Annotated in this window: 31 protein-coding genes and 1 pseudogene; 12 read left to right on the top strand and 20 right to left on the bottom strand. The window is 73.8% G+C overall.

Annotated elements, in window-relative coordinates; all coding sequences use genetic code 11:
- Positions 1-28: 28 nt before the first annotated feature.
- The gene (locus tag DER29_RS24835; RefSeq protein ID WP_121400019.1) at positions 29-478 is read right to left on the bottom strand and encodes a VOC family protein; all 450 of its coding nucleotides are present in this window, start codon (positions 476-478) and stop codon (positions 29-31) included.
- Between the two features lie 65 nt (positions 479-543).
- Here DER29_RS24835 and DER29_RS24840 point away from each other — a divergent pair, with 65 nt between their 5' ends.
- Both DER29_RS24840 and DER29_RS24845 read left to right on the top strand, forming a co-directional pair.
- On the top strand, positions 544-1,167 hold the full coding sequence (locus tag DER29_RS24840; protein WP_121400020.1) for an ABATE domain-containing protein: 624 nt from the start codon (positions 544-546) through the stop codon (positions 1,165-1,167).
- Between the two features lie 157 nt (positions 1,168-1,324).
- A complete protein-coding gene (locus DER29_RS24845; RefSeq protein ID WP_121400173.1) occupies positions 1,325-2,227 on the top strand; it encodes a GNAT family N-acetyltransferase in 903 nt (300 codons plus the stop codon).
- A 46-nt stretch (positions 2,228-2,273) separates the two neighbouring features.
- Here the strand turns inward: DER29_RS24845 and DER29_RS24850 are convergent, their stop codons facing one another.
- The 7 genes and pseudogenes from DER29_RS24850 to DER29_RS36350 form a co-directional block, all read right to left on the bottom strand.
- Complete coding sequence (locus DER29_RS24850; RefSeq protein WP_121400021.1) at positions 2,274-3,011, bottom strand: alanyl-tRNA editing protein; 738 nt, start codon at positions 3,009-3,011, stop codon at positions 2,274-2,276.
- An 11-nt stretch (positions 3,012-3,022) separates the two neighbouring features.
- Entirely contained in the window at positions 3,023-3,910 is an 888-nt protein-coding gene (locus DER29_RS24855; RefSeq protein WP_121400022.1) for an alpha/beta fold hydrolase, read from the bottom strand.
- Positions 3,907-4,221: a DUF2516 family protein gene (locus tag DER29_RS24860; protein WP_121400023.1), complete on the bottom strand. Its 315-nt coding sequence runs from the start codon at positions 4,219-4,221 to the stop codon at positions 3,907-3,909. Before DER29_RS24860 ends, DER29_RS24855 begins: the two co-directional genes overlap by 4 nt.
- 70 nt (positions 4,222-4,291) lie before the next feature.
- On the bottom strand, positions 4,292-5,035 hold the full coding sequence (locus DER29_RS24865) for a hypothetical protein (RefSeq protein WP_121400024.1): 744 nt from the start codon (positions 5,033-5,035) through the stop codon (positions 4,292-4,294).
- Positions 5,032-5,634: a helix-turn-helix domain-containing protein gene (locus DER29_RS24870; RefSeq protein WP_121400025.1), complete on the bottom strand. Its 603-nt coding sequence runs from the start codon at positions 5,632-5,634 to the stop codon at positions 5,032-5,034. The genes DER29_RS24865 and DER29_RS24870 overlap by 4 nt, the downstream gene beginning before the upstream one ends.
- A gap of 87 nt (positions 5,635-5,721) precedes the next feature.
- Complete coding sequence (locus DER29_RS35560; protein ID WP_121400026.1) at positions 5,722-6,435, bottom strand: hypothetical protein; 714 nt, start codon at positions 6,433-6,435, stop codon at positions 5,722-5,724.
- Between the two features lie 16 nt (positions 6,436-6,451).
- Positions 6,452-7,015: pseudogene (locus DER29_RS36350) on the bottom strand (aromatic acid exporter family protein); the annotation flags it as partial.
- On the opposite strand from DER29_RS36350, the gene DER29_RS24885 reads away from it, so the two are divergent.
- On the top strand, positions 6,930-7,727 hold the full coding sequence (locus tag DER29_RS24885) for an alpha/beta fold hydrolase (RefSeq protein WP_199729522.1): 798 nt from the start codon (positions 6,930-6,932) through the stop codon (positions 7,725-7,727). The pseudogene DER29_RS36350 and the gene DER29_RS24885 sit on opposite strands and share 86 nt — an antisense overlap.
- 67 nt (positions 7,728-7,794) lie before the next feature.
- On the opposite strand, the gene DER29_RS24890 is transcribed toward DER29_RS24885, so the two are convergent.
- The 4 genes from DER29_RS24890 to DER29_RS24905 form a co-directional block, all read right to left on the bottom strand.
- Complete coding sequence (locus DER29_RS24890; protein ID WP_121400027.1) at positions 7,795-8,754, bottom strand: asparaginase; 960 nt, start codon at positions 8,752-8,754, stop codon at positions 7,795-7,797.
- A gap of 95 nt (positions 8,755-8,849) precedes the next feature.
- Positions 8,850-9,692 carry a 3-keto-5-aminohexanoate cleavage protein gene (locus DER29_RS24895; protein ID WP_121400028.1) on the bottom strand — a complete coding sequence of 281 codons (843 nt, stop codon included), beginning with the start codon at positions 9,690-9,692 and terminating at the stop codon, positions 8,850-8,852.
- A gap of 92 nt (positions 9,693-9,784) precedes the next feature.
- Positions 9,785-10,897: a folate-binding protein YgfZ gene (locus tag DER29_RS24900; RefSeq protein ID WP_121400029.1), complete on the bottom strand. Its 1,113-nt coding sequence runs from the start codon at positions 10,895-10,897 to the stop codon at positions 9,785-9,787.
- Positions 10,894-11,322 carry a Fur family transcriptional regulator gene (locus DER29_RS24905; protein ID WP_121400030.1) on the bottom strand — a complete coding sequence of 143 codons (429 nt, stop codon included), beginning with the start codon at positions 11,320-11,322 and terminating at the stop codon, positions 10,894-10,896. The genes DER29_RS24900 and DER29_RS24905 overlap by 4 nt, the downstream gene beginning before the upstream one ends.
- 69 nt (positions 11,323-11,391) lie before the next feature.
- Between DER29_RS24905 and DER29_RS24910 the strand changes: the two genes are divergently transcribed.
- Positions 11,392-12,240, top strand: a complete 849-nt coding sequence (locus DER29_RS24910; RefSeq protein WP_121400031.1) for an aminotransferase class IV — start codon at positions 11,392-11,394, stop codon at positions 12,238-12,240.
- A gap of 12 nt (positions 12,241-12,252) precedes the next feature.
- Here DER29_RS24910 and DER29_RS24915 read toward each other — a convergent pair whose 3' ends face one another.
- On the bottom strand, positions 12,253-12,846 hold the full coding sequence (locus tag DER29_RS24915; protein ID WP_121400032.1) for an FABP family protein: 594 nt from the start codon (positions 12,844-12,846) through the stop codon (positions 12,253-12,255).
- A gap of 96 nt (positions 12,847-12,942) precedes the next feature.
- Entirely contained in the window at positions 12,943-13,047 is a 105-nt protein-coding gene (gene mtfM, locus DER29_RS36120; protein ID WP_267897534.1) for a small membrane protein MtfM, read from the bottom strand.
- 12 nt (positions 13,048-13,059) lie between these two features.
- Here mtfM and DER29_RS24920 point away from each other — a divergent pair, with 12 nt between their 5' ends.
- From DER29_RS24920 to DER29_RS24930, 3 genes are read left to right on the top strand one after another with little or no spacing between them, the layout of a single operon-like run.
- The gene (locus tag DER29_RS24920) at positions 13,060-13,434 is read left to right on the top strand and encodes a DsrE family protein (RefSeq protein WP_121400033.1); all 375 of its coding nucleotides are present in this window, start codon (positions 13,060-13,062) and stop codon (positions 13,432-13,434) included.
- Positions 13,435-13,488: 54 nt separating this feature from the next.
- Entirely contained in the window at positions 13,489-13,869 is a 381-nt protein-coding gene (locus tag DER29_RS24925; RefSeq protein ID WP_121400034.1) for an SCP2 sterol-binding domain-containing protein, read from the top strand.
- On the top strand, positions 13,866-15,923 hold the full coding sequence (locus DER29_RS24930; protein WP_121400035.1) for a glycogen debranching N-terminal domain-containing protein: 2,058 nt from the start codon (positions 13,866-13,868) through the stop codon (positions 15,921-15,923). The genes DER29_RS24925 and DER29_RS24930 overlap by 4 nt, the downstream gene beginning before the upstream one ends.
- 8 nt (positions 15,924-15,931) lie before the next feature.
- On the opposite strand, the gene DER29_RS24935 is transcribed toward DER29_RS24930, so the two are convergent.
- The 6 genes from DER29_RS24935 to DER29_RS24955 form a co-directional block, all read right to left on the bottom strand.
- Positions 15,932-16,789, bottom strand: coding sequence for a hypothetical protein (locus DER29_RS24935; RefSeq protein WP_370040529.1), 858 nt, complete (start codon positions 16,787-16,789; stop codon positions 15,932-15,934).
- A 99-nt stretch (positions 16,790-16,888) separates the two neighbouring features.
- Positions 16,889-17,212, bottom strand: coding sequence for a DUF1416 domain-containing protein (locus DER29_RS24940; RefSeq protein ID WP_121400037.1), 324 nt, complete (start codon positions 17,210-17,212; stop codon positions 16,889-16,891).
- Positions 17,213-17,215: 3 nt separating this feature from the next.
- Positions 17,216-18,064, bottom strand: a complete 849-nt coding sequence (locus DER29_RS24945; RefSeq protein WP_121400038.1) for a sulfurtransferase — start codon at positions 18,062-18,064, stop codon at positions 17,216-17,218.
- A gap of 207 nt (positions 18,065-18,271) precedes the next feature.
- Positions 18,272-18,349: an Ms5788A family Cys-rich leader peptide gene (locus DER29_RS36355; protein WP_311202345.1), complete on the bottom strand. Its 78-nt coding sequence runs from the start codon at positions 18,347-18,349 to the stop codon at positions 18,272-18,274.
- Between the two features lie 92 nt (positions 18,350-18,441).
- The gene (locus DER29_RS24950; protein WP_121400039.1) at positions 18,442-19,230 is read right to left on the bottom strand and encodes a DUF2993 domain-containing protein; all 789 of its coding nucleotides are present in this window, start codon (positions 19,228-19,230) and stop codon (positions 18,442-18,444) included.
- 82 nt (positions 19,231-19,312) lie between these two features.
- Positions 19,313-20,371, bottom strand: coding sequence for a hypothetical protein (locus DER29_RS24955; RefSeq protein ID WP_121400040.1), 1,059 nt, complete (start codon positions 20,369-20,371; stop codon positions 19,313-19,315).
- 245 nt (positions 20,372-20,616) lie between these two features.
- Between DER29_RS24955 and DER29_RS24960 the strand changes: the two genes are divergently transcribed.
- The 5 genes from DER29_RS24960 to pstC all read left to right on the top strand — a co-directional run bounded on the left by DER29_RS24960 (position 20,617) and on the right by pstC (position 25,943).
- Positions 20,617-21,336 carry a response regulator transcription factor gene (locus DER29_RS24960; RefSeq protein ID WP_199729523.1) on the top strand — a complete coding sequence of 240 codons (720 nt, stop codon included), beginning with the start codon at positions 20,617-20,619 and terminating at the stop codon, positions 21,334-21,336.
- A gap of 106 nt (positions 21,337-21,442) precedes the next feature.
- Positions 21,443-22,372 (top strand): polysaccharide deacetylase family protein, encoded by a 930-nt coding sequence (locus DER29_RS24965; protein WP_370040568.1) that lies wholly within the window; start codon positions 21,443-21,445, stop codon positions 22,370-22,372.
- A gap of 112 nt (positions 22,373-22,484) precedes the next feature.
- A complete protein-coding gene (mshD, locus tag DER29_RS24970) occupies positions 22,485-23,411 on the top strand; it encodes a mycothiol synthase (protein WP_121400041.1) in 927 nt (308 codons plus the stop codon).
- A gap of 285 nt (positions 23,412-23,696) precedes the next feature.
- Positions 23,697-24,800 carry a phosphate ABC transporter substrate-binding protein PstS gene (pstS, locus tag DER29_RS24975; RefSeq protein ID WP_121400042.1) on the top strand — a complete coding sequence of 368 codons (1,104 nt, stop codon included), beginning with the start codon at positions 23,697-23,699 and terminating at the stop codon, positions 24,798-24,800.
- 51 nt (positions 24,801-24,851) lie between these two features.
- Positions 24,852-25,943, top strand: a complete 1,092-nt coding sequence (gene pstC / locus DER29_RS24980) for a phosphate ABC transporter permease subunit PstC (protein ID WP_121400043.1) — start codon at positions 24,852-24,854, stop codon at positions 25,941-25,943.
- The last annotated feature ends 53 nt before the right edge of the window (positions 25,944-25,996 follow it).

The following is a 25,996-nucleotide window of genomic DNA, read 5'->3' on the forward strand; positions in this document are numbered from 1 at the left end:
CGATCCTGGTGGGCCGCGCGAGGGTGGCTCACTGCACGTCGAACTCGTTGCCCTCCGGGTCGGCCATGGTGGTGTGCACGCTGCCGAAGTCGGCCACCTCGCGCAGCACGGTGGCGCCGAGCCCCTCCAACCGCTTCACCGTCGCCTCCCGCTCGGCGGGGCCGACGTGCAGGTCGACGTGGAGCCGGTTCTTGACCTGCTTGCGCTCGGGCACCTGGTGGAACAGCAGCCGGCGGCCCAGCCCGGTGCCGCTGGCCGGGTCGACCGGGTCGTCGGGGTGCCGGACGGCGGCCAACTGCCGCCACGCCTTGCGCCCGTCGATGTCGAGGTACGCCTCCGGCCCGATCGCGCCGCCGCCGAGCAGGCGCTCGATCAGCCCGCTGTTGTCCTCGGTCTCGTAGCCGAGGGCCGCCGCCCAGAAGCGGGCCTGCGCGTTCGGGTCGGCGCAGTCGACGACGAGCTTCCACTCCACGGCCATGGCGTCCTCCTCGGTGTCCGGCGACCGCGCTCACGACCGCCGATGTAACCAGTTATAGTGGTTACATGACCGACGGCGCAAGCGGACTCACCCTGACCAGCCCCGAAGGGACCCGCTACCTCTTCGACCCCGGTGCGCTCTGCCTGGAACTCCTCACCACCGGCGGCCCGGGCGCGCTGGCCCGCTACGAGGTGCTGCACCGGCCCCGCGACCTCGCCGACTGGCTGGCGCTGTCCCGGCTGCGCCTCGACCCGGCCAGGGTCGAGGTGGCCGCCGACGAACTGGTGGCCGCCCGCCGGCTACGGGACGCGCTGTGGCGGCTGGTCTGCGTGCGCACCGGGGCCCGGCCGCCGGCCGGCGACCCGGCCACCTTCGACGCGACCCCCGACGACCTCGCCACCCTCAACCGGGCGGCGGCCGGCGTGCCGCTGGCGCCGCAACTCGCCCCCGACGGGACGCACGCCTGGGCGCTGCCGGCCACCGGCGGACAGGCGTTGGCCAGCATCGCCCGGGACGCGGTGGACCTGTTCACCGGCCCGTACCGCGACCGCATCCGCGAGTGCGCCACGCACGACTGCTACCTCGTCTTCGTGGACACCTCGCGCCCCGGCCGGCGACGCTGGTGCGCGATGGAGCGCTGCGGCAACCGGCAGAAGGTCCGCTCGCTGCGCGCCCGCCGCGCCGAGTAAACCCGTTGCCCGGCCGCCACGGTCCCCTGTTAGGGTTCCGGCACGCCCTCGTCGAGGAAAGGGAGGTGAGCGCCGTGTCCACGACATCGCTGTGCTCCCGCCCGACCACGAGGGCACCACGGTTCTGAGCCGGGGGCACGAAACCCGGAAGGACCTCATGACCGACCTGGTCATCCGCCCGCTCACCGCGGGCGAGGAAGCACTGTTCGACTCCCTGCCCCACACCAGGCTGGTGGGGCGCGCCGCCTTCGGCGACAACTATTCCGACATGGCCGCCGACGGTCAGTACCGTCCCGAGTGGAGCTGGGTCGCCCTGCGCGCCGGCACCGTGGTGGCCCGCGCCGCCTGGTGGGGTGGGCCGGACGACGAGTCTCCGTTGGCCCTCGACTGGCTCGACTTCACCGACCACGAGGCCGCGGTCCGGCTGCTGCGCGCCGCGCCGCTGCGGGCCGAGTACTCCCTCTCGCTGCCACCCGGCTGGCGGGACGACCCGGCCGTCCGGGCGGAGGCGCAGGCCCGCATCGACGCGGCGACCGCCGCCGGCATGTCCCCGCTGGTCGCGCGGTACCGGTACCGGTGGACGCGGGAGCACGGGCTGCCCGCCCGGCCCGGCCGGTTGGAGTTCCGCCCGGAACCCGACGACGCCGTGATCCTCGACGTGCTGCGCCGCGTCGGCGAGGGAAGCCTCGACGCCCACACCCGCCACGCCGCCGCCGAGCACGGGCCGGAGGCGGCGGCGCGGGAGGAGCTCGACCTGTTGCGCTGGCTGCCGAGCCCGCGCGACTGGTGGCGGCTGGCCTGGACGCCGGCCGGTGAACTGGTCGGCGTCACCGTGCCGGCCCGCAACCACAGCGATCCGGTCGTCGGCTTCGTCGGCGTGGTGCCCGAGCAGCGCGGGCACGGCTACGCGTACGACCTGCTGGTCGAGGCCACCCACCTGCTCGTCGAGGCGGGAGTGACCGAGATCGTGGCGGCCACCGACCAGACGAACCACCCGATGGCCGCCGCCTTCGCCCGGGCGGGCTACCCGATCGAGCGGGAACGCCTCGATCTCGTGTGACGGCCCGGCTCCCGGCGCCGACGACCGGCGCCGGGAGCCACCCGGTTCAGTCGGCCAGCCGTACGCGGACCCGACGGTTGGCCCGCCCCTTGCTCTCCACCTTGACCACCTGCACCTTGCCGATCTGCGCCGTGGAGGCGACGTGCGTGCCGCCGTCGGCCTGGACGTCCAGCCCGACGATGTCGACGATCCGCACCTCCTGCTCCTCCGGCGGGATCAGGTTCGACTGGGTACGGATGATGTCGGGCAGGGAGAGCGCCTCCGCCCGGGGCAGCACCCGCACGGCCACCGCCCGGTCGGCGGCCACCTCGGCGTTGACCAGCTCCTCGATGCGGCTCTTGAAGTCCGACGGCACCTCGGGCAGGTTGAAGTCCATCCTGGCCTCGCCCGGCTCCATGTTGCCGCCCGTGACGAGCGCGCCGAAGTCGCGGAACACCACCCCGCAGAGCACGTGCAGCCCGGAGTGGGTCCGCATCAGCCGGGTGCGCCGGTCGTCCTCGACCGCACCGGTGACCGCCGTTCCCGCCGGCGGCAGCGGGTCGCCCTCGGCCGGGATCAGCCAGAGGTCGTCGCCCTTACGGGTGCCGACGATCCGGGTCTGCACCCCCTGCCAGAGCAGCACGCCGTGGTCCGGCGGCTGCCCGCCGCCGCCCGGATAGAACGCCGACCGGTCCAGCACGACGCCCTGCTCGGGATCGGCGTGCAGCACCGTGCACTCCCACTCCCGCAGCGTCGGATCGGCGAGGTCCAGCCGGTGCGTACGACCGTGGTGTGTGACGCCCATGTCAGGGCACGTTACTCGTTGAGGAAGGCGGATATCCGGCTTCGCAGGTCGGCGCGTTCCGTCCAGAGGACGCCGGGCCGGTCGTACACGTGCAGGGTGGCCCGGGGCAGCGCGGCCGCGAGCTGCTCGGCGACCTCGACCGGGTGCAGGTCGTCGCCGACGCAGCCGATCACCAGGGCCGGCGCGGCGACCGCGGCCAGCGAGCCGGCGTCGTCCAGGGGCGCCTGCTCGGGCAGGCTCGCCAACCCCGGGGCGAGCCCGTCGCGCAGGAGCTGGTCGAGGCGCTGGCGCAGGTAGGCCCAGCCGGCCGGGGTGTTGCGTACGGCGGACGGCAGCTCGGCCTGGACCACGTCGGCCACGGCGGAGGCGTCGCCGCTCTCCACGGCCTCGAACAGCGCGGTCAGCCGGGCCCGCGCGACCTCGCCGCGCGGACGGTCGAGCGCCGCGGGCAGGAAGACGACGAGTCGCTCGAAGCGTTCGGGGCTCTCGGCGAGCAGCCGGCAGAGCGCGCCCGCGCCGAGGCTGGCGCCGAAGGCCCGGGTGGCGCCGCCGAGGTCGGCGACCGCGCGCAGGTCGCGGGCGAGTTCCAGGTAGCTCCACGGGCCGGGCGGCGCGTCGGAGCGGCCGTGCCCGCGGAACTGGAAGAACAGCTTGCGGCCCGTCACGCCGCTGCCGAACGGCCGGGTGGTGGCGATGCCGTTGCCCAGCCCGTGGGCGAACACCGTGACCGGGTCACCCGTGCCGGTGACGAGCTGCTCCAGGCGTACGCCGTGCGGCGTGGCGACCAGCTCGGTGTCCGGCTCCGGCAGGGCCGGTCGGCCGGTACGCGGGGCGCCCGGGCCCGGCCCCCAGGTGCGGGGCCCGCCGTCCGGCGGCGGAGGCCAGCGGAAACCCCTCACCAGAACCCTTTGCCGTCGCTCAGGTCACGCAGCCCCACCCGGACGTCGAGCAGGTAGATCAGGCCGGCGGCGATGCCGATGAGCCCGAAGAGACTGATCGGGCCGAAGCCGAGCAGGGTCAGCACCAGGCAGACGGCGAGGATGCCGATCCAGCCGCCCTTGGGCAGGGTGCCGATGGCGGAGAAGGCGTCGGAACGCTGGGTGATGGCGTGCACCAGGGCGATGCCCTGCACGATCAACGCGAAGACGAGCAGGATCAGCTCGACCACGTAGCGAACATCGAAGGCGAAAAGCGGCGCGGCGTAGGCCATGCCGGCAAGCTTATGCCGGTGACCCCGGATACGTCCGACAGGACGCATCCGGGGTCACCGGCGAAACGGACTACTCGGCGGCCGGGCGGGTCCGCTTGGTGGCCCGGGGCAGCTTCGCCGACGGGGTGGCCGCCGGCTTGGCGGCGGCCTTGGTGGCCCGGGTCGTCGCCTTCTTCGCGGCGGCCGGCTTGGCCTCCAGCACCTCGGCCACGTCGGCCGGGGTCGGCACCTCTTCGGTGACGGCCTGGGTCGGCACGTCGGCGGTGACGGACCGCGCGGTGGCCGGCTCGGTCTCGGCCTCGGTCGCCTCGATGTCGGCGTTCACGGTCTCGGCGGCCTCCAGCACGCCGGCCCCGACGACCCGCTCACCCCGGGCGACCAGCGCGACGTACGCGGCCTGCGCCCGCTCCTGCGCGGCCTGGGCGCCGGCGACCACCACGGCGGCGTTGCGGATCGCCACCGCACGCAGCTTGTCCAGGTCCGCGACCTCGCGCAGCCGCTCCAGGTCGGCGGCCTCGCGCAGTTTGTTCAGGTCGGCGGCCTCGCGGAGGCGCTTCAGGTCCAGCTCGGTCGGGACTGCCTTCTCGCGCAGGCTGCCGGCGGTCAGGTTCGCCGTGCGCAGCGTGTCGTTGGCCTTCTGGCGCAGCTCGACGCCGGTGACGACGGCCTTGCCGCCCAGGTCGGCGACGACCTTGGTGCCGAGGTCGGTCACCACGGCGGGGAGCTTGCGCAGCTGCTGGAGGGCGAGCTCGCCCGCGCCCGCGGCGGCGTAGATCGGGGCCGGGATGCGGCTGGTCTTCGGCTGGGTCATCACTTCTCCTCTTCGGCCGCGTCGCGGGCGGCCTTCTTCTCGGGGGTGTCGGTCGGAGCGGGGGCGGGGCCGGCCTCGGTGACGGCGACCGACTCCAGAACGGCCTCGGTCGGGGTGCCCTCCGGTGTGGTGGGGCCCGTTGCGGCGAGGTTGGCCAGGTCGGGTGCCGCCTCGACGGGATCCGGCGTGCCCGCGCCGGGGGTGGCGTCGGACCCGGCGGTGGGCGTCGCGCCGGTGGCCGCCGCGGTCGCCTCGGCGAGCCGCGCGTTCTCCCGGCGGAACGTCTCGTAGATCTGGGTGAGCGACTGCTTCTGCGCCATCGTCAGGTCGGGATCGACGGAGATGGCCGCCAGCACGCCCTGGCCCTCCTTGTCGTCGAGCAGCCCGGCCCGCAGGTACATCGCCGGGGTGGAGACGCGCAGCGCGCTGGCGAGCTGCTGGAGCACCTCGGCGCTCGGCTTGCGCAGGCCGCGCTCGATCTGACTGAGGTACGGGTTGCTGACCCCCGCCTGCTCGGCGAGCTGTCGGAGCGAGATCTTCGCGTTGCGGCGCAGGTCGCGAATGAACCCGCCGACGTCGGGAAGGTCCTTACCAGTGGCCATGGCCCGACGCTAACGCGCCCTGCTAGCTCCTGCAAGCAAAGTGCTAACCAGAGTTAGCGAAGTCTCATCCGCACCCGCCTCCAGGGGTCAGGAGTCCCGTTCGTCCGGGCCCGCCACCGTGGCGTGCGTGCCCTCGTCGCCGGTGGTCGCGCCGCCCCCGCTCCGGGCCCCCGCAGCGGGATCGGGCGCGACCTCGCGTTCGAGCTCCTCGGCGTCGGCCTTGCTCAGGCCGGTCGCGCGGAGGGTGTTCACGGCAATGATCTTGATTTGGGCGGCGACGTTCGTACCGTTCAGACGCAGTCCGCTGGTCAGGGCGCCGTGGGCGAGCCGGATGGCGCTGAGCGCGGCGCGCCGGGAACCGGTGGGCTGGCGGCGGCTGGGAGCGAAACTGTGCTGCACATGGCCGACGGCTGTGGACAGGTCGCGGAGCGCACGCTGGAGGGTGTCGGGTAGTGGCTCGTCGTGGCGGATCGCCGTCTCCAGGGCCACCATGAGCGGACGACTCTGCACGAGCGACCGCATCATCAGGCCGGCACCACGCTGCCAGCCCTGCAACGCGGAGCGGTTGTGCCACCGTATCGGCGAGATCCGCACGACCTCGTCGGCCGCGCCGAGGATCATCTCGACGTCGGTCAGATCCGCGTCGCGCAGCCGGTCGAGCGACACCTTCGCCAGCCGGGCGTCCCTGGCGGCCAGCGCGTCGGCGGCGTTGGCGATCTCCCGTGCGAGCAGCGCCAACAGTGGCTCCGCGGCCTTCTTCAGCCGATGGATCGGGTGCAACGGCAAGACGATCAGCGACACGAGGACCGACCCCGCCTCCGACGATCCCGTCGATGAAGCGCGGCAGGGCCAGGTCGGTGGAGGCGGGAGCCAGCACGGCGACGACCATCGCGCTACCGCCGGCCTGAGCGATGAAGCCGCCCTCGCCGCCGCTGAGGACCACGGCCAGCAGGATGGAGACGGCGACGATCACCCCGATCTGCACGTGGCCACTGCCGACGGCGGCGACGAGCAGGTCGCCCACGGTGATCCCCACCGCCACCCCGGCCACCAGGAACAGCGTGCGACGGAGGCGGTGGCCGACGGCACTGGCCACCGTGCCCACCGCGACGGCCGGCGCGAAGACCGGCTGGGGATTGTCGAGCAGATCGTTGGCGATCCACCAGGCGAGCGCGGCGGCGGCACCGGTCTGGACGGCGAGCAGGAGACTCAGCCGCAGCTTCACCAGCCGATCGCCGCAAGCCTTCTTCTCCGCGTGGTTGCGTCCCGGGTCGCCCGGTGCGTACCTTTCCGCAGTGACCAAGATCGAGGTGAACGGCGCCCTGCTCGCGTACGACGACACCGGCAGCGGCACACCCGTCGTCCTGCTGCACGCCGGCATCGCCGACCGCCGGATGTGGCGGGAGCAGATCGGCCCGCTGGCCGCGCGGCACCGCGTGATCGCCCTCGACCTGCGCGGCTACGGGGACTCCGAGCTGCCGCCGACCCCGTTCGCCCACCACGACGACGTGGCCGGGCTGCTCGACGCGCTCGGCATCCCCCGGGCCGCCCTGGTCGGCTGCTCGTTCGGCGGCGCCGTGGCGATCGACACCGCGCTGGCCCACCCGGAGCGGGTAACCGCGCTCGCCCTCCTCGGCACCGCCGCCTCGGGCCACGAATGGTCGGAGGAGGCGAATGACCTCTGGGACAGCCTGGTCGGGGAGGTCGACCCGGAGGACTTCGCCGCCAGCGCCGCCGGCGAGGTGCGCTTCTGGGTGGTCGGCCCGGGCCGCGAGCCCGCCGACGTCGACCCGGAACTGCTGGCCTTCGCCCGCGAGATGGACCAGCGGGCGCTCGCCGCCGAGCTGGCACTCAGCGCGGTCGACGTCGCCGAACTCGACCCGCCCGCGATCGGCCGCCTCCACGAGCTGCGGATGCCCGTCCTGGTCGGTGCCGGCGGCGCGGACCTGCCCGACATCAGCCGGCTCGCCGACCGGATCGCCGCCGAGGCGCCCGACGCGACCCGCCTGCCCGACGTGCCCGACGCCGGCCACCTGCTGCCGCTGGAACGCCCCGCCCCGGTCAACGCCGCCCTGCTCGATTTCCTCCCCTGACCCGGGCCGCCCGGCGCCCCGGCCGAACGGGCACTCACCGGTGCCGCCGGGCGCCGGGCGAGGGTGGCTACCAGAGGGGCCGGACAGCGCCGACCGGCAGGCCGCCGCCGAAGAGCGGCAGCTCGGCGTACTCGGTCAGCACCGGCGCGTCCAGCCCCAGGCGGCGCAGGGCGGAGACCAGCACCGGCATCCGGGCGCGGCCCGCGCCGTCGTCGATCTTGAGGGCGACCGCGCCGACTTCGGGCACTGCCACGGCGATGACCCCCTCGGCACCCACCTTGGCGAGCAGCCCGGGCACCCCGCGCATGAGCCGGCTGTCTTCGGCCCGCGTGCCGCCGACCAGGTCCGGGTGGGCGCGCATGGCGTCGGCCACCGTCCGCGGCACGGAACCGGGCTCCGCCGAGACGAGCCGGAGGTACGCCCCGGCGAGCCCGGTCAGCGACACGGCGAGCACCGGGGCACCGCAGCCGTCCACCCCGACGGCCGCAGCCGACTCGCCGGTGAACTCCTCCACCGCGTCCCGCAGCCGCTGCTGCAACGGGTGCTCCGGACGCCAGTACCCGTCGAGCGGCCAGCCGGCGGCCAGGCAGGTCAGCAGCATCCCGCTGTGCTTGCCGGAGCAGTTCATCTGCGTACGGGTGGGTCCGCCGCCGGCCCGCAGCACGGCCGCCCGGGCCTCGTCGCCCACGGGCAGGTCCGGCGGGCAGTGCAGGGCCGACTCGTCCAGCCCGGCGCGGGCCAGCAGCGCCCCGATCCGGGCCAGGTGGAAGTCCTCACCGGCGTGGCTGGCCGAGACCAGCGCCACGTCGGCGGGGTCGGCCAGCGCCAGCCCGGCGCGGAGCATCCCGACCGCCTGCATCGGCTTGTTCGACGAGCGCGGGAAGACCGGGGAGGTCACGTCCCCGGCGCCGGCCACCGTCGCACCGGCGGCGTCGAGCACCACCACCGAACCCCGGTGCACGCCCTCGACGAACCCTGACCGGACCACCTCGGCGAGCGGCGCGCCGCCCTCGTACGTCTTTCCCACAGGGTGGACGGTACCGGCACCGCCGACCGGGCCCGGCGGGCGGGTGAGCAGGCCGTCGACGACCCGGTGTACAGCAGCGCGGCCCGGGCCGCCGCTTACCGGCCGGCGGCGGGCACGCCGAGCAGACCGCGCGCCTCGGCGGTGGTCAGCGGCGGCCGCTGGGCGAGCTGGGCGAAGCCGACCGCCCGGGCGACGAGCTGCATGTTGGACTCCACCGGGCGGCCCTTGGCGTAGGTCACCGTGTCCTCCATGCCGACCCGCAGGTGCCCGCCGGCCGAGAGCGAGGCCAGCATGACCGGGATGGTGCTGCGGCCGATGCCGGTGGCCGAGAAGGTGGTGCCCTCGGGCAGGTCGCGCAGCGCCTGGTGGGCGGCGACCAGCGTGGCCGTGGTGCCCGGCATGCCGCCCGGCACGCCCATCACGAAGTCGACGTGCACGTGCCCGCCGGCCGGCAGGCCGTACTTGCCGAGCAGCCGTTGCAGCGCCGTCAGGTGGCCGAGGTCGAAGATCTCGTACTCGGGCACGATGCCGCGCTCCTGCATCCGGGTGTGCAGGTCGACGATGAACTCCCAGCGGTTGAGGAAGACGTCGTCGCCGAAGTTGAGCGTGCCCATCGTGCAGGAGGCCATGTCCGGCCCGGCGTCGAGCACGGCGAGCCGGTCGGACTCCGGGTCGGTCACCGCGCCGCCCGAGGAGAGCTGCACGATCAGGTCCGTGCCCTCCCGCAGCGCCGCCACGGTCTCCCGCAGCCGCCCCTGGTCCAGGGTGGGCTTCGCCTCGTCGTCGCGGATGTGGACGTGGATCACGGCGGCGCCGAGCGCCTCGCACTCCTTGGCGGTCAGCAGCAGCTCGTCGAGCGTCACCGGCAGGGCCGGCACCTCGGCCTTGGCCGACTCCGCGCCGGTGGGGGCAACCGTGATCAACGTCCCTGTCGTCATGCCCGGATCCTAGACCGAGGCCGGCGAGCCAGTCGACCGGAACTTTTCCGGCCTCAGCGCCACGGAGCAGAGATTCTTTCGCCCACGGGCTGTCAGGCCGGATCGATCGCGGCGGCGGTCTCGCCGATGAGGAGGCGGGCGTCGTCGGCGACGTTGCGCTTGACCACGGCCAGGGCGACCTGGCCCAGCTCGTGGTGGTGCACGGCCGTGCCGACGAAGCCGACCGCCCGGCCGTCGAGGGTCACCGGCGTGCCGGCGACCGGCGGCTGGTCGGTGGTCACCCCGTCCAGGTGCAGCAGTACGAGCCGACGCGGCGGCCGGCCCATGTTGTGCACCCGGGCCACGGTCTCCTGGCCCCGGTAGCAGCCCTTGTCCAGATGCACGGCCGGGGCGACCAGGCCCACCTCGGCCGGGATCGTCCGGTGGTCGGTGTCCACCCCGACCCGGGCCCGCCGGGCGGCCACCCGCACCGCCTCGTACGCCCACAGCCCGGCGACCGGCACCCCGTTGCCCCGCAGCTCGGTGACCACCTGCTCCATCGCGGCCCGGGGCACCAGCAGGTCGACGCCGAGCGGGCCCCGGCGGGCCCAGCCGCCCACGGGCAGCGGGCGCACGTCGTACAGCGCGGTCGGCCGTGGCGGCAGCTCGCCGGAGCGGAACTTCGGGCCCGGCACCGCGACCACGTCGGGCACGGCCAGCCCGGTCACGCCGAGCGTCTCCACCGCGGCGGGCGCCTCCGGCCCGACCAGGGAGAGCAGCGCGTGCTCGGGCGTCACGTCGCGCGGCTCGACCTTGCTGAAGAACCGCATCCGCTCCAGGTACGCCAGCAGGCCCGCGGTGGCGCCCGGCTCGGTGTCGAGCCAGGTGGTGACGCCGTCCTCGGCGACCATGGCGTGCTGCTCGACGTGCCCGTGCGGGGAGAGCACCAGCAGCTCGGTGCCCTGGCCGGCGCCGAGCTGCGCCAGGTGCTGGCTGGTGAGGGTGTGCAGCCACCCGATCCGCTCCTCGCCCGGCACCGCGACGACGCCCCGGTGCGACCGGTCGACCAGGCCGACCGCCGTGTCGAGGGTGCGCTGCTCGCGCATCGGGTCGCCGTAGTGCGCCGCCACGCCCCGCACGCCGGCCGCCGCGTGCGCCGGCTCGGGCTGGTCCCGGCTGGCCTCGTCGATGCTCTCGACGCTCACCGCACCCGCTATGTCGATCATTTCCGGTCCCCGTTCTCGCAGCGGACGCAGACGCCGAAGAACGAGACGTGGCCGATGTCCACCCGGAACCCGCGCTGGCTCGCCAACTGCTCGGCCAGCGGGCGCAGCAGCTCCGGATCGATCTCGTCGATCGCGCCGCAGTCCCGGCAGACAAGGTGGACGTGCTGGTCCTCGCCGGCCGCGTGGTAGGTCGGCGAGCCGTGCGAGAGATGGGTGTGGGTGACCAGGCCGAGCCGTTCCAGCAGCTCCAGCGTGCGGTAGATGGTGGTGATGTTGACCCCCGCGGCCACCTCCCGGACGGCTGTGTGCACCTGCTCCGGGGTGGCGTGCCCCAACTCCAGCACGGCCTGGAGGATCAACTGCCGTTGCGCCGTCAGCCGGAGCCCACGGGCGCGGAGCATTTCCGCGAGGGAGGATTCGGACACCGTCCGATCATAGTTCGCCCGCCACGCGCGCCGCCGCTGTCGACCGGTCCGCCGCTAGGCTCGGCTGCCATGGTGGCGTCGAGGATCGCCGTGCCGGGGCGCGGGCTGGTGCCGCCCGGGGAGCCGGTGCTGCGCGGCGACGACCGGGGCGTGCTGCACGGCGACGGGCTCTTCGAGACGATGCACCTGCGCGACGGGCGGCCGTGGCTGCGCGACGCGCACCTGGCCCGGCTCGCCCGGGCGGCGGCGGCCGTCGAGCTGGCGCTGCCCGCCGCCGACGTGCTGGACGAGCTGCTGGACGCCGTGCGCGCCGGCTGGCCCGCCGAGGTGGAGGGGGCACTGCGGCTGGTCTGCACCCGGGGCCCGGAGGGCGGCGGCCCACCCACCGGCTACGCCACGCTGGGCGAGGTGCCGGCGGCGGCCCGGGCGGCGCGCCGGGACGGGATCACCGTGGCGACCCTGCCGCTCGGCGTCGCGGCGCGGGCCCGCGCCGAACTCGACTGGCTGCCCGTCGGCGTCAAGTCCACCTCGTACGCGGTGAGCACCGCCGCCCGCCGCTGGATCGCCCGTGCCGGCGTGGACGACGCGCTCTGGGTCTCCTCCGACGGGTACGCGCTGGAGGGGCCCACGGCCAGCCTGGTCTGGCTGACCGGCGACACCCTCTGCACCGTGCCCGCCGCCGAGACCGGCATCCTGCCGGGCGTGACCGCCGGCTGGCTCCTCGCGCACGCCCACGAGCTGGGCCTGCGCGCCGAGGAGCGCCTGGTCACCCCGGCCGAGCTGCGTACCGCCGACGGCGTCTGGCTCAGCTCGTCCGTCCGTGGCCTCGCGGAGATCCGCACCCTGGACGCCGTCCCGCTGCGCCGCTGCGCGCGTACCCCCGCCCTCCAGGCGCTCCTGGGCTTTCCCCGCCCGTGACCCCGGGGAGGGTCAGCCGGCCACCCGGGTGAGGCGGGCGGAGAGGTGGGGGGAGAGGGGATGGCCCACGGCCGCCATCTCCTGGGCGTAGAGCAGGGCGCCCTCGACGATGCCGAAGAGGCGGTGACCGGCGGTGACCTCCTTGGCGGTCGCCGTGCGAACCACCGCGTCGGTGACGAACTCGATCTGCGTGCCCTTGCGCTTGCCGATGTGCAGCTCCATCACCCCGGTGGGCACCGTCATCAGCGCTTCCAGCTCGTCGGTGGCCCGGTCGCCGTCCATCACCGGCCGCCACCAGCCGACCTCGCGACCCGCCGGGCGGACCGGGCGGCTTTGCTCGTCGAGGATCCAGGCGCGGGACTCGTAGAACAGGAACGGCCGGCCGTCGTGGCTGATCCGGATCTCCTGCGCGAAGTCGAAGTCCTCGATGGTGGGGAAGCCGCCCCGCCCCCGGCCACGCCACACCCCGACGTACGGCAGCAGGCCGTCCAGCGTGGGGTGCAGCTTCGGACCGACACGCAGGTCGTGGCTCTCCTCGTAGGGGTACGGGTCGACCGGCGGCGCGTTCAGCCACGGCGGTGGCTGCAGGGGGTTCTCGTCGCTCACCGGTTCACTCCGCCTCTCCGTCGGTGGCCACGACGGCTCGCCGGGCCACCTTCGTTCGCGACTGCGGGGCTCGCAGACCCGGCTCACTCCTCGCGCTCACCAGCGTCCTCTCGATATGCGTACGGCCAGGTAGACCAGGCCACCGGCGAGCGCGCCCAGGCCGGCGACCAGCAGGCTGACGAACCCGATCTCGGTAACCATCGTGACCATCCTATGCTGGGCCCCATGGCCCGCACTCTCGTCGTCAAGGCCACCGCCGGCGCGGACGCCCCGGAGCGGTGCGCCCAGGCATTCACCGTCGCCGCCACCGCAGCCGCCGCCGGCCTGCACGTGTCGCTCTGGCTGACCGGTGAGTCGACCTGGTTCGCGCTGCCCGGCCGCGCGCAGGAGTTCGAGCTGCCGCACTCGGCCCCGCTCGCCGAGCTGCTGCACGTGATCCTGACCACCGGCACGGTGACCGCCTGCACGCAGTGCGCCGCCCGGCGGGACATCGGGCCGGACGACGTGCTGCCGGGCGTCCGCATCGCCGGCGCCGCGGTCTTCGTCGAGGAGGCGACGGCCGAGGGGGCCCAGGCCCTGGTCTACTGACCGCCGCCCACCGATACCGGCCCGACAGGTCGGGCAAATGCCTACGATTCGGGTGTGACCGAGGCGACGGAGCGGTTCTTCGAATCACTGCCGGCGCGCGCCCCCGAGGTGCTGGTGAGCCCGGTCAGCGGGACGATGCAGATCGACCTCGCGGAGGACGGCCAGACGGTGCACTGGCTGGTCCACCTCCGTCCGGGCGAGGTCGAGGTGAGCCGCAACCGGGGCCCCGCCGACGCGATCTGGTACACCAGCGCGGACCTGTTCGACCGGCTCGTCACCGGCCGGGCCCAGGCGATCTCGTCGGTGCTGCGCAACGAGAGCAGCTTCAGCGGCGACGTCGTGCTCTTCCTGCTGTTCCACCGGTTCTTCCCCGACCCGCCCGGCACCCGGGACCCCCGCACCGTCGCCCGTGAACAGGCCGGGCGACTGCGGTGAAGCAGCTGGTCAGCATCCTGGACGGCAACACCTTCCTGGTCAGCGACAACCGCGGCGACATCGAGCCGTCCCTCGACTTCCCGACCGGGCTCTTCTCGTTCGACACCCGGCACCTCTCGACGTGGCTGCTGACCCTCGACGGCGAACGGCTGCACGCCCTCTCCGTCGACACCGCGGAGTCCTTCCGCACCCGGTTCTTCCTCGTCCCCGGCGAGCCGACGCACTACCTGGACGCGAAGGTCTCGATGATCCGGAGCCGGGCCATCGGCGGCAGCTTCGAGGAGGAACTGACGCTGCTGAACCACTCCGGGGAGGAGATGGAGTTCGTCGTCCACCTCGACATGGCCGCCGACTTCGCGGACCTGTTCGAGATCAAGCACGTCCGGCACAAGCAGGGCCACACCACCGCCACCGTCGGCGACAACGAGCTGCGCCTGGCCTACCGCCGGGAGCGGTTCCACCGCGAGACGGTCATCAGCACCAGCGCGCCCGCGCACATCGAGGTCTCCGGCATGACCTACCGGGTCCGGGTCGGCCCGCGCGGCGAGTGGACGACCCGGCTGCACGTGTCGACCGTCGTCTACGGCGCGCGGGGCGAGGACATCCGGGCCAACCTGCCGCAGTACGGAGGCAGTCGCGGCCCGGACGCGATCCGGGCCGAGCAGGACGAACTCGTCGCCCGGGCGCCGAAGCTCGGCTGCGACTGCCAGCCGCTGGCCGGGGCGTACCGGCAGAGCCTCAACGACCTGGCGGCGCTGCGCTACGAGTCGATCACCCTCGGCGTACGTCTGGTGGCCGCCGGCCTGCCGTGGTTCATGACCCTGTTCGGCCGGGACAGCATCATCACCTCGCTCCAGTTGGTGCCCTTCCTGCCGGAGCTGATCCCGCCGACCCTCATGATGCTGGCCGGCCTCCAGGGGCACCGGATCGACGACTTCCGGGACGAGGAGCCGGGCAAGATCCTGCACGAGCTGCGCTACGGCGAGACGGCGGGCTTCGAGGAACAGCCCCACTCGCCGTACTACGGCTCGGCCGACTCGACGCCGCTGTTCGTCATCCTGCTCGACGAGTACGAGCGGTGGACCGGCAACGACAAGCTGGTACGGGGCCTGGAGGCCCAGGCCCGGGCCGCCCTCGCCTGGATCGACACGTACGGGGACCTGCTCGGCACCGGCCACCTCTGGTACCAGACCCGCAACCCGGACAGCGGGTTGGCGAACCAGTGCTGGAAGGACTCCTGGGACGCGATCTCGTACCGCGACGGCCGGTTCCCCGGCTTCCCCCGCGCCACCTGCGAACTCCAGGGCTACGCGTACGACGCGAAGATCCGCGGGGCCCGACTGGCCCGCGAGTTCTGGGGCGACCCCGCGTACGCCGACCGGCTGGAGCGGGAGGCGGCCGAGCTGAAGATGCGGTTCAACCGGGACTTCTGGATCCCGGAGCGGGAGTACTACGCGCTCGCCCTGGACGCCGACGGCCGGCAGGTGGACGCCCTCACCTCCAACATCGGGCACCTGCTGTGGAGCGGCATCGTCGACGAGTCGCGGGCCGGTCGGATCGCCGAGCACCTGCTGGGGCCGCGGCTCTACTCCGGTTGGGGCGTCCGGACCCTCGCCGACGACCAGGGGCGGTACAACCCCGTCGGCTACCACGTCGGGACGGTCTGGCCGTTCGACAACTCGATCATCGCCTGGGGGCTGTGGCGGTACGGTTTCCGCAAGGAGGCCGGGCAGATCTGCGACGCGATGCTGGCCGCGTCCCGGTACTTCGACGGGCGGCTGCCGGAGGCCTTCGCCGGCTACGACCGGGCCGTCACCGACTACCCGGTGGAGTACCCCACCGCGTGCAGCCCACAGGCATGGTCGGCCGGCACGCCGCTGCTGCTGCTCCGGGTGATGCTGGGGCTGGAACCGCAGGGCGACCACCTGATCATCGACCCCGCCGTGCCCGAGGGGATGGGGCGGATCGAGCTGCTCGACATCCCCGGCCGCTGGGGCCGGGTCGACGCCCTGGGCCGCAGCCGCACCCCGCACGACCACCCGCGCAGCCGCTGACGCACTCCTCAGGCGGGGCAGCCGGTGTTGACCGAGACGACGACATGGTCGCCCGAGAGGTCGGCGACGACGGTGACCGGGCCACGGCGGTAGGCGTACGCCTGCGGGTCGTCCAGCACCGGGAGGCGGGTGACGGGGGCCAGTGCGGCGGTCGGGGATGCGGGGGCCGGCACGCCGACGGAGCGCACGGAGCGGGCGGTGCCACCGCCGGGGCAGGGCGCGGTGACCACCCGTTCGGTAGCTTGACCGGCCGGAGCCCCGAGGGCCCGGAGCGCCTCCCCGAGGGCGTCCGCCTCCGCACCGGCGGCATCGGCCGCGGGTACGTCGTAGCCGCCGCCCACCGGCCGACAGCCGGTGTCGACGGTCAGCCGGACCCGGCCGTCACCCGCGACCCCGCCGGAGACGGTGACGAACTCGCCCGCGTCGCCGCGCAACCGGGGGCCGTCCGAGGTGACCCGGACCCCGGCCCGCCAGTCCGCCGGCAGCCGGTCGGCGACCCGCTCCAGCAGCGTCGCCTCCCCGCCGGCCGCGACGAAGACGTCCATCCCACGCGACAGCTCCGCGCCGTCGGCGAACGGGGTGACGCGGCAGCCCCGGTCGACCTCGGGCGGAGTCAGCACGGCGGTGTCGCCGGCCGCCGCGACCAGCGCGCCGATCGCGCGGTCGACGACGGAACCGGCCTCGGTCAGGGTGCGCTGCTCCCGGACCGTCGGCGGGTCGTTGCGCACCGAGGTCCAGGTCAGCGCCGCCAGCAGCACCGCCCACGCCACCGTGGCGGCGAGCAGCCAGCGCCACCGCCGCCCGGGGGACGCCGGTCGACCGGGACCGGTAGGCGGGGCCTGCCCCGCCGCTTCCACGCCGTTCACGGGGGCCATCGTGTCACGCCGGTCGGCCGCGCCCGGAGACGGTCGTGGCCCGCCACCTGTGAAGGGGACGGGCCACGGGCCGATCAGAGCGTGGGGGGGTCAGGAGGCGACCGTGACGGTGACCTCGTTGATGCCGCGCGCGGCGGTCACGGCGGTGTCGCCGTTGCCGTGCCGGGAGAGCGCCCGCAGGGTCCAGGCACCCGGCGCGGCGAAGAACCGGAACTGGCCGGCCGGCGAGGTCACCACCTCGGCGGTGAACTCCCCGGTCGAGTCGAGCAGCCGGACGTACGCGCCCGGGACGGCCTCGCCCGCGTCGGACCGGACGACGCCGGTGATCACGGTTTCCTTCTCCAGGTCCAGGCTCGCGGGCAGCGGGGCGGCCTGGTCGGGGGCTGCGCAGCCGGCAGCGGTGGGTGCGGTCATGACTCAGGCCTCCCCGGGCTCGTCACCGAGCGCGACCGGCACGCCGACCAGCGAGCCGTACTCGGTCCAGGATCCGTCGTAGTTCTTCACGTTGCGGTGGCCGAGCAGCTCCTGGAGCACGAACCACGAGTGCGAGGAACGCTCGCCGATCCGGCAGTACGCGATGGTCTCGCGGCCGTCGTCCAGCCCGGCGTCGGCGTAGATCTTGCGCAGCTCGTCGTCGGACTTGAAGGTGCCGTCCTCGTTGGCCGCCTTGGACCACGGCACGCTGATCGCCGTGGGGATGTGCCCGGCCCGCTGCGCCTGCTCCTGCGGCAGGTGGGCGGGGGCGAGCAGCCGGCCGGCGAACTCGTCGGGGCTGCGCACGTCGACCAGGTTCTTGGTGCCGATGGCGGCCACGACCTCGTCGCGGAAGGCCCGGATCGAGGTGTCCGGCTCCTGCGCCACGTACTGCGTCGCCGGGCGGCTCACCGCGTCGGTGACCAGCGGACGGGCGTCGAGCTCCCACTTCTTGCGACCGCCGTCGAGCAGCTTCACGTCGCGGTGGCCGTAGAGCTTGAAGTACCAGTACGCGTACGCGGCGAACCAGTTGTTGTTGCCGCCGTAGAGGATGACGGTGTCGTCGTTGCTGATGCCCCGCTCGGAGAGCAGCGCCTCGAACTGGCTCTTGTTGACGAAGTCCCGGCGCACCTGGTCCTGGAGGTCGGTCTTCCAGTCCAGCTTGATCGCGCCGGCGATGTGGCCGGTGTCGTAGGCCGAGGTGTCCTCGTCGACCTCGACGAAGACGACGCCCGGGGCGTCGAGGTTCTTCTCGGCCCATTCGGCCGAGACGAGTGCGGTGTCGCGACTCATCAGATCACTCCCTGGTGAGGATGAATGGTGAACCAGCACGAGGGGCATCGAAAGTCATGACGATCGCACCACGCGCGGGATCCACCGTATGGACGGATCACGGGTTCGTGCGACGGCGCCGCTGCCGGGCGTGGAAAGAGAGCACGGAGACGAAAAAAAGCCCCTGCGTGCCGATGGCCGCTTAGGCGGCCGAGGACAGCCCCGCCGTCAGATGACGGGGCGACACAGGCAGGTGGCCACGCGGCACAGGTCGACCGCGCGCCGTTTGGTGAGGAGCGTCCCCATGAGCAGGGAGCCTACCAGCCGGGGGCGGGGGCACCAGCGGGCCGACCAGCATCCGGGACGCCGGGGCGGGCACCCGCCCCGCGCCCGTCGGATCAGCCGGCGGCCGAGTTGATCGGCACGTTCCTGGCGTCCGCGGTGACGGCCAGCCCCTCGGGCAGCGGCCGGACCTCCCGGACGGCGAGCTGGAACGGCAACTCGGGCAGGGGCACGTCGATGGAGATGCTGCGGGCGTAGTTGTTCAGCAGCGTCCGGGCCAGCGGCAGGTTCGGCAGGCCGTCGGCGTTCAGGTCGTTGAAGCGCAGCGCCACCTGCCCCTCCTTGCCGACCGTGATCTCGGCGGTGCCGGTCACGGTGAGCCGCTGGCCGAGGATGTCGACCGGGGCGGTGACGGCCAGCCGGCCGTTCTGCTCGCCGAGGGTCAGCCCCGGCCGGTCGAGCAGCTTGGCGAGGCTGTCGTAGCTGATGGTGCCCGTCCCGTCGACCGTCTCGGCGACCACGTCACCCTGCCCCGAACGAATGGTGTCGAGCGAGGCGCGCACGTTGCGGGCGTCCACGTCGAGCTTCGGCAGCGCGACCGCGTCGCCCCGCACCGAGCCCTGCACGTCGCGCAGCGCGATGGAGATGCGCTCGTAGCGGCCGTCGAGCACCTGGGTGAGGAACGGGACCCCGCCGACCTCCACCTCCGGCGGCGAGGACTGTGCGCCCTGCTTGGCGATCTCCTGCCGGACCTGGTCGGCGATGGCCCGCTCGGCCACCCCGACGGCGATCCGGTCGGCCACCACGATCAGGCCGCCCAGGACCAGCAGCAGCACGACGAGGGTGATGAGCACCTTGCGTCCGCGTCGCCGGGGCCGCTCCTCGTACGTGTCGTCGTGCGCCACGCCGCCTCCTGTCGTCAGTGCCGAGGGTGCCGCGGAGCGGCCCACCGGTGGTACCCGATCGGGGAAAAGCTCAATCGCCGCGTCAGAGAACGAGCTTGCACATGGCGTACGCGGCCGGCGCGGCCAGGGCGAAGCCACCGAGGGGCCCCTGCATGTGCCGGGCCACCCACATGGTCGGCGGCTCCCCCGCCATCTGCCGGCCCGCCTCGGCGTACCCGACGGCGAGGTCGGCCAGCACGGCGGTGACCGCCGCGACCAGCCCGATGATCGCGGCGCGGGTCGGGGTGAAGGGCGTCACCAGGTAGCTGCCGAGGAGGGCGCTGACCAGCGTGCCGACCATCGCGCCGGCGACCACGCCGGCCGCGCCCCGGGGCACCTGGGGGGCCAGCCGCGGCCACGGCGCGAACGCGTCGGTCAGCCGGGCGACGGTGAGCGCGACCGCGCTGGCGGTGAGGCACACCGTGATGGCCTGGGTGCCCGCCGGGATCCGGCTGAGCACGATCAGGGTGGCGAAGGCGACGACGCCGACCACGATCAGCAGGGTGCTGCCGAGGGAGTCGGTCACCCGCACCCGGTCGACCCGCCGGACGAGCTGGCCGAGCACCCCCAGGGCGAAGCCACCCGCCGCGACGTAGCCCAGCGGCGCCAGGCCGGCGACGTCCGTCTGCACGGCCGCGGTGTCGGCCGCCACCGCCGCGCCGACGCTGACCGCGGCCACCAGCAGCAGCGCGGGCGGCCGCATGGCCATCGTCCAGGCCAGCACGAAGAGCAACTGCACGCCGAAGATGACGAACGCGAAGGGCAGCCGGTGCCCCGGGCCGGAGGTCTGCGCCCCGAGCACCAGACCCACCCCGAGCAGCGCGGCGAACCCGGCGACGGTCAGCGCGAGCGGGCGGCGCACCTCGACCGGCTCGACCGGTTCCTCGTCCGGCTCGTCGTCCGGCTCGTCGTCGGGCCGGCGGGCGGGCTCACCGGCCCGCCGGGCGCGACGCGGGCCGCTGCGCTCCCGGCGCTCGCCGTCGTCGGGGGCCGGCCCGGTGCGCGGCGCCGGCGGCTGGCCACGGGACGGGCCGGACGGCCCGGGGCGGGGCCCGTCGGGCCACTGGTCGCGGCCGGTCTCGGGCGAGCTGGAGGGAAACACGCCCCGATCGTGCCAGACCCGCCGGCCGGCGCGGGGGTCACGGTTTCGGCAACGTTAAAACCTGGGGCACGATCAGGGGCAAGCCGGGCAAACGGGAAAGGACGCGGAGGCGCGACCGGGGCGATCGGTTACGCTCAAGCCGTTACCCGCCCCGTCAGCGACGCCGGGACCACGCAAGTTCATCAGCGTCACACCCCGCCACGGAGTGCGCTGGTCGCGCGCGGCCGACGGCCGCCGGGACGGAGGTGATCGTGGAGATCCTGCTGCTGGTGACCGCGCGCGCAGGCGAACCATCCGCAGTGCTGCCGGCGCTCGACCTGCTGCCGCACTCGGTCCGCACCGCGCCACGCGACGTCCGCACCCTGGTCGCCGGCCCCAGTCCGGACGCGGTGCTGGTCGACGCCCGCTCCGAGCTGAGCGAGGCACGGGCGACCTGCCGGATGCTGCACGCCACCGGGCTCGGGGTGCCGCTGGTCGCGGTGGTCACCGAGGCCGGCCTGATCGCGCTCAACGCCGACTGGGGCGTCGACGACGTCATCCTCGCCGCAGCCGGGCCGGCCGAGGTGGAGGCCCGGCTGCGGCTCGCCGTCGGGCGGCTGAGCAACGCCACCTCCGGGGCCGGCGGCTCGATCCGCGCCGGCGAGCTGACGATCGACCCCGACACCTACGCCGCGAAGCTCAAGGGCCGGCCGCTCGACCTCACCTACAAGGAGTTCGAGCTGCTGAAGTTCCTGGCCCAGCACCCGGGCCGGGTGTTCACCCGGGACCAGCTCCTGCGCGAGGTGTGGGGCTACGACTACTTCGGCGGCACCCGCACCGTCGACGTGCACGTCCGGCGGCTGCGCGCCAAGCTCGGCTCCGAGTACGAGTCGATGATCGGCACGGTGCGGCAGGTGGGTTACAAGTTCGTCGTACCACCCTCACGGTCCCTGCCGGAGAGCGAGCACGTGCCCCTGCCGGTCTGACTTTCCCGTTCCTTCGCGGGCGGTTTCGCATATGCCCCTTTTGTGCAGCTCGTCGGTTCTATTCTGACTGCCGGGTTTGCGACAAAAAGGGGGCGGCAGAGTGCGCATCGACCACGGGGGCGGCGGCGGATCGACACGAACGGGCCCACTGATCCGGGATCCCTCGGCCGCGCGCACCATCGGTCTCGTCACGCTGGTGGTCGCCGCGCTGCTCGGTTCCGCGTACGCCCTCGGGCGCAGCCTGGTCCCCGACCCGCCGACGTCCCGGTCCAGCGTGACCACCAGCGCCACCGGCCCGCACTACGCCGACCAGCCCCCCACGGAGGAGGCTCCGCGCCACACCCCGCAGGGTGAGCCGAGCACCAGCCCCGCGGAGGCCGGGCAGGACGGCGGCCCCAGCCCCGACGGCACGCCGTCGCCGGGACCGGCCGACGGGCCGTTCGGCACGCAGACCACCAGCGGCACCTCGCTGGTCGCGCTGACCTTCGACGACGGGCCGGACCCGCTGTACACGCCGCAGGTGCTCGCCCTGCTCCGCGCGCACCAGGTGCGGGCCACCTTCTGCGTGGTCGGCGAGAACGCGCAGCGCCACCCGGACCTGATCCGGGCCATCGTGGCCGACGGGCACACCCTGTGCAACCACAGCTGGAACCACGACGTCAACCTCGGCCGGCGGTCGCCGGCCGCCATCCGGGCGGACCTGCTGCGCACCAGCGAGGCGATCCGGGCGGCGGTGCCCGACGTGCCGATCGCGTACTACCGGCAGCCCGGCGGCGCGTGGACTGGCCAGGTGGTGTCGGTGTCCCACGAGCTCGGCATGACGCCGCTGCACTGGACCGTGGACCCGGAGGACTGGGAGGTGCCGGGAGCCGGGCGGATCGCGGCGACGGTCGTGGCGGGCGTCGTACCCGGCTCGGTCGTGCTGCTGCACGACGCCGGCGGCGACCGGCAGGGCACCGTGGACGCCCTGCACCGCATCCTGCCCGAGCTGACCAGCCGGTTCGAGGTGGAGGCGCTGCCCGACGGGGCGACGTGAGCCGGCCGGCGGACGGCCCGACCACGGGCGGCCCGGCGCGGGCGACCCCCGCACCGCCCCGGCGGCCGACGAGCGCGGCGGTGCCGGGGATCGACCGGACTACGGTGACGTCATGAGCAACCCCGAAGCGAGCAGCGCCCGGGTGACCCGGGCCGACCGCCTCAGCCCCACGGAGATCGCCGACGTGACGACCCTCGCACGGGTCGCCGGCGACGCGGACGGGGCCGACCCGTTCGACGAGCACGTCCTGCTCCGGCTGCGCGACCCGGACGCGCCCGCGGTGCACCTGACCACCCGGGCGGACGACGGCACACTGACCGGGTACGCGCACCTGGACACCACCGACCCCGGCGCGGGGATCGGGGTGGAACTGGTGGTGCACCCGGCGTACCGGCGGCGCGGGACGGGCCGGGCGCTGGCCCGGGGCGTCCTGGCGGCGGCCGACGGCCCGCTGCGGGTCTGGGCGCACGGCGACCACCCCTCGGCCGCCGCGCTCGGCGTCGACCTGGGCCTGCGCCGGGCCCGGGTGCTCTGGCAGCTGCGCCGGCCGCTGACCGCCCCGATCCCCGACCATCCGTTGCCGGACGGGGTGACGCTGCGCGCGTTCCGGCCCGGCGCCGACGACGAGGAGTGGCTGGCGCTCAACGCGCGGGCCTTCGCCGAGCACCCGGAACAGGGTCGCTGGTCTCCCGCCGACCTGCGGGTACGCCTCGCCGAGCCGTGGTTCGACCCGGAGGGCTTCCTGCTCGCCGTCGACGACTCCACCGGTCGGCTGCTCGGCTTCCACTGGACGAAGGTCCACGAGCGACCCGGCTCGGCCCGGATCGGCGAGGTCTACGTCCTCGGCGTGGACCCGTCGGCCCACCGCGGCGGGCTGGGCCGGGCGTTGACCGCGGCCGGCCTGGCGTACCTGCGGGACCGGCGGGACCTGGATCGGGTCATGCTCTACGTCGACGAGTCGAACGCCGCCGCGGTGGCGCTCTACGAGCGGCTCGGCTTCGCCCGCTGGTCGGCGCACGTCAACTACCAGTCGGCCTGACGTCGGCGCGGGCCCGGGTCGCGACGACGACCCGGGCCCGCGCTGCCCGACCGCTGCCTGACCCGGGAAAATCCCCATACTTCCGACAGCGGCACCCGGGTTCACTTAACGGACAACTCACCCTCAGCGAGCGGTCACCTGCCCTGCCGCACCTGTTCACTCCACGTTCACTTCCGACCGGCGAACCGGCTACCTGGCGCTCCTAACTTTTGGGTCAGCCGGTGAGCGCCGGTACCCCGGGCCCAAATCCGGGGGCGAAGTCAGACGTGAAGGGAAACCTCTCAGGTGAAGCTCCAGCGGCACGGCACCCTCGCCTGCCTCGCTCTTACCGCGACGCTCGCTCTCAGCGCATGCGGCTCGGACAACAACGAGCCCGCGAGCAGCGCCTCCGCCTCCGGGTCGGCCGCCGCCGACTGCGCCACCGGCACGCTGAACGCCCAGGGCTCGTCGGCGCAGAAGAACGCGATGGACGAGTGGATCAAGGCGTACCAGCAGAAGTGCTCCGGAGCTAAGATCAACTACGAGCCCTCCGGCTCGGGCGCCGGCATCCAGGCCTTCATCGCCGGCACCGCCGACTTCGCCGGCTCGGACTCCGCCCTCAAGGAGGAGGAGCAGCCGCAGGCCAACGCCAAGTGCGTCGGCGGCGCCGCGATCAACCTGCCGATGGTGATCGGCCCGGTCGCCATCGCCTACAACGTCAGCGGCGTGGACAACCTCCAGCTCAAGCCGGCCACCCTGGCGAAGATCTTCGCCGGCAAGGTGACCAAGTGGGACGACCCGGCGATCAAGGCCGACAACCCGGACGCCAAGCTGCCGTCGACCACCATCAACGCGGTGCACCGCTCGGACTCCTCCGGCACCACCGACAACTTCACGGACTTCCTCACCAAGACCGCCGCGGCCGACTGGACCTTCGGCAAGGCCAAGGAGTGGAAGGCCCCGGGCGGCACCGGCGCGGCGAAGTCCGACGGCGTGGCCAGCGCGATCAAGGGCCAGGACGGCACCATCGGCTACGTCGAGTGGTCGTACGCCGAGAACGGCGGCCTGAAGACCGCGAAGGTCGGCAACGGCGCGGGCGAGTTCGCCGAGCTGACCGCCGAGTCGGCCGGTAAGACCATCGCCGGCGCCGAGGTGGTCGGCCAGGGCGACGACCTCAAGATGAAGATCGACTACAACACCAAGGAGGCCGGGGCCTACCCGATCGTCCTGGTGACCTACGAGATCGTCTGCACCAAGGGCCTCGCCGCCGACAAGCTCCCGCTGGTCAAGGGCTTCCTCGGCCACGCCGCGAGCACCGCGGGCCAGGCCGACCTGACCGAGCTGGGCTACGCCCCGCTGCCCGAGACGGTCCGCGCCAAGGTCGAGGCCGCGGTCAAGAACCTCGCCTGAGCCGCCGCACCGACACCCACACCACCACCTCAACCCGAAGCGAGCGAGCAGATGGGTGAAACCCCTCACCGCTCGGCCCACGCCGGCACCGGCGGGACGCGCGTGACCGAAGGTCACGACCGGCCCGCCGGTGCCTCGGCGCGTCCGGCCGAGGCACCAGTCAGCACCCGTACGCCGGGCGGAGCCGGCCTGGGCGGCGGCGGCGCGCTGCCCCGGGCCCGGGCGTTCGGCGCCGAACGGGCCTTCCGCGCCCTCACCCTCGCCGCCGGCACCGCCGTCCTGGTCGTCATCGCGGCGATCGCGGTCTTCCTCGTCGCCAAGGCGGTGCCGGCGCTACGGGCCAACACCGAGAGCTTCTGGAGCTTCGAGGGCTGGTTCCCGAACGACGCGGAGCCGAAGTTCGGCATCGGGGCGCTCGCCTTCGGCACCGTGCTCAGCTCCGCGCTGGCCCTGCTCATCGCGGTGCCGGTGGCCCTGGGCATCGCGCTCTACCTGTCCCACTACGCGCCGCGCCGGCTCGGCACCACGCTGGGCTTCCTGATCGACCTGCTGGCCGCGGTGCCCAGCGTGGTCTTCGGCCTCTGGGGCCGCGACGTCTTCATCAACCCGGTGCGGGACTTCTCCGCCTGGCTGAACACGTACTTCGGTTGGATCCCGATCTTCGGCGGCGACGGCCCGTTCGGGAAGTCCATCATGCTGGGCGCGCTGGTCCTGGCGATCATGGTGCTGCCGATCATCACCTCGCTCTCCCGCGAGGTGTTCACGCAGACCCCGACCGCCAACGAGGAGGCGGCCCTCGCCCTCGGCGCCACCCGCTGGGAGATGATCCGCACCGCGGTGCTGCCGTACGGCCGCCCCGGCATCGTCGCCGCGGTGATGCTCGGCCTGGGCCGGGCGCTCGGCGAGACCATCGCCCTGGCGATGACCCTCGGCATCACCTTCAACATCTCGTTCAACCTCATCGAGAGCGGCGGCAACACCATCGCCGCCAACATCGCCAACACGTTCGGCGAGGCGAACGACACGGGACGGGGCGCGCTGATCGCCTCGGGCCTCGTGCTCTTCGCCATCACGCTGATCGTCAACATCACGGCGCGGGCGATCATCCACCGCCGCCGGGAGTTCACGGAGTCGGCCGCATGAGCGAGCGTCAGCGAGCGAATCATCGTCACAGTGCGTCGCATGGCGCCACGAAG

Source organism: Micromonospora sp. M71_S20 (genome assembly GCF_003664255.1).
GTDB lineage: Bacteria > Actinomycetota > Actinomycetes > Mycobacteriales > Micromonosporaceae > Micromonospora.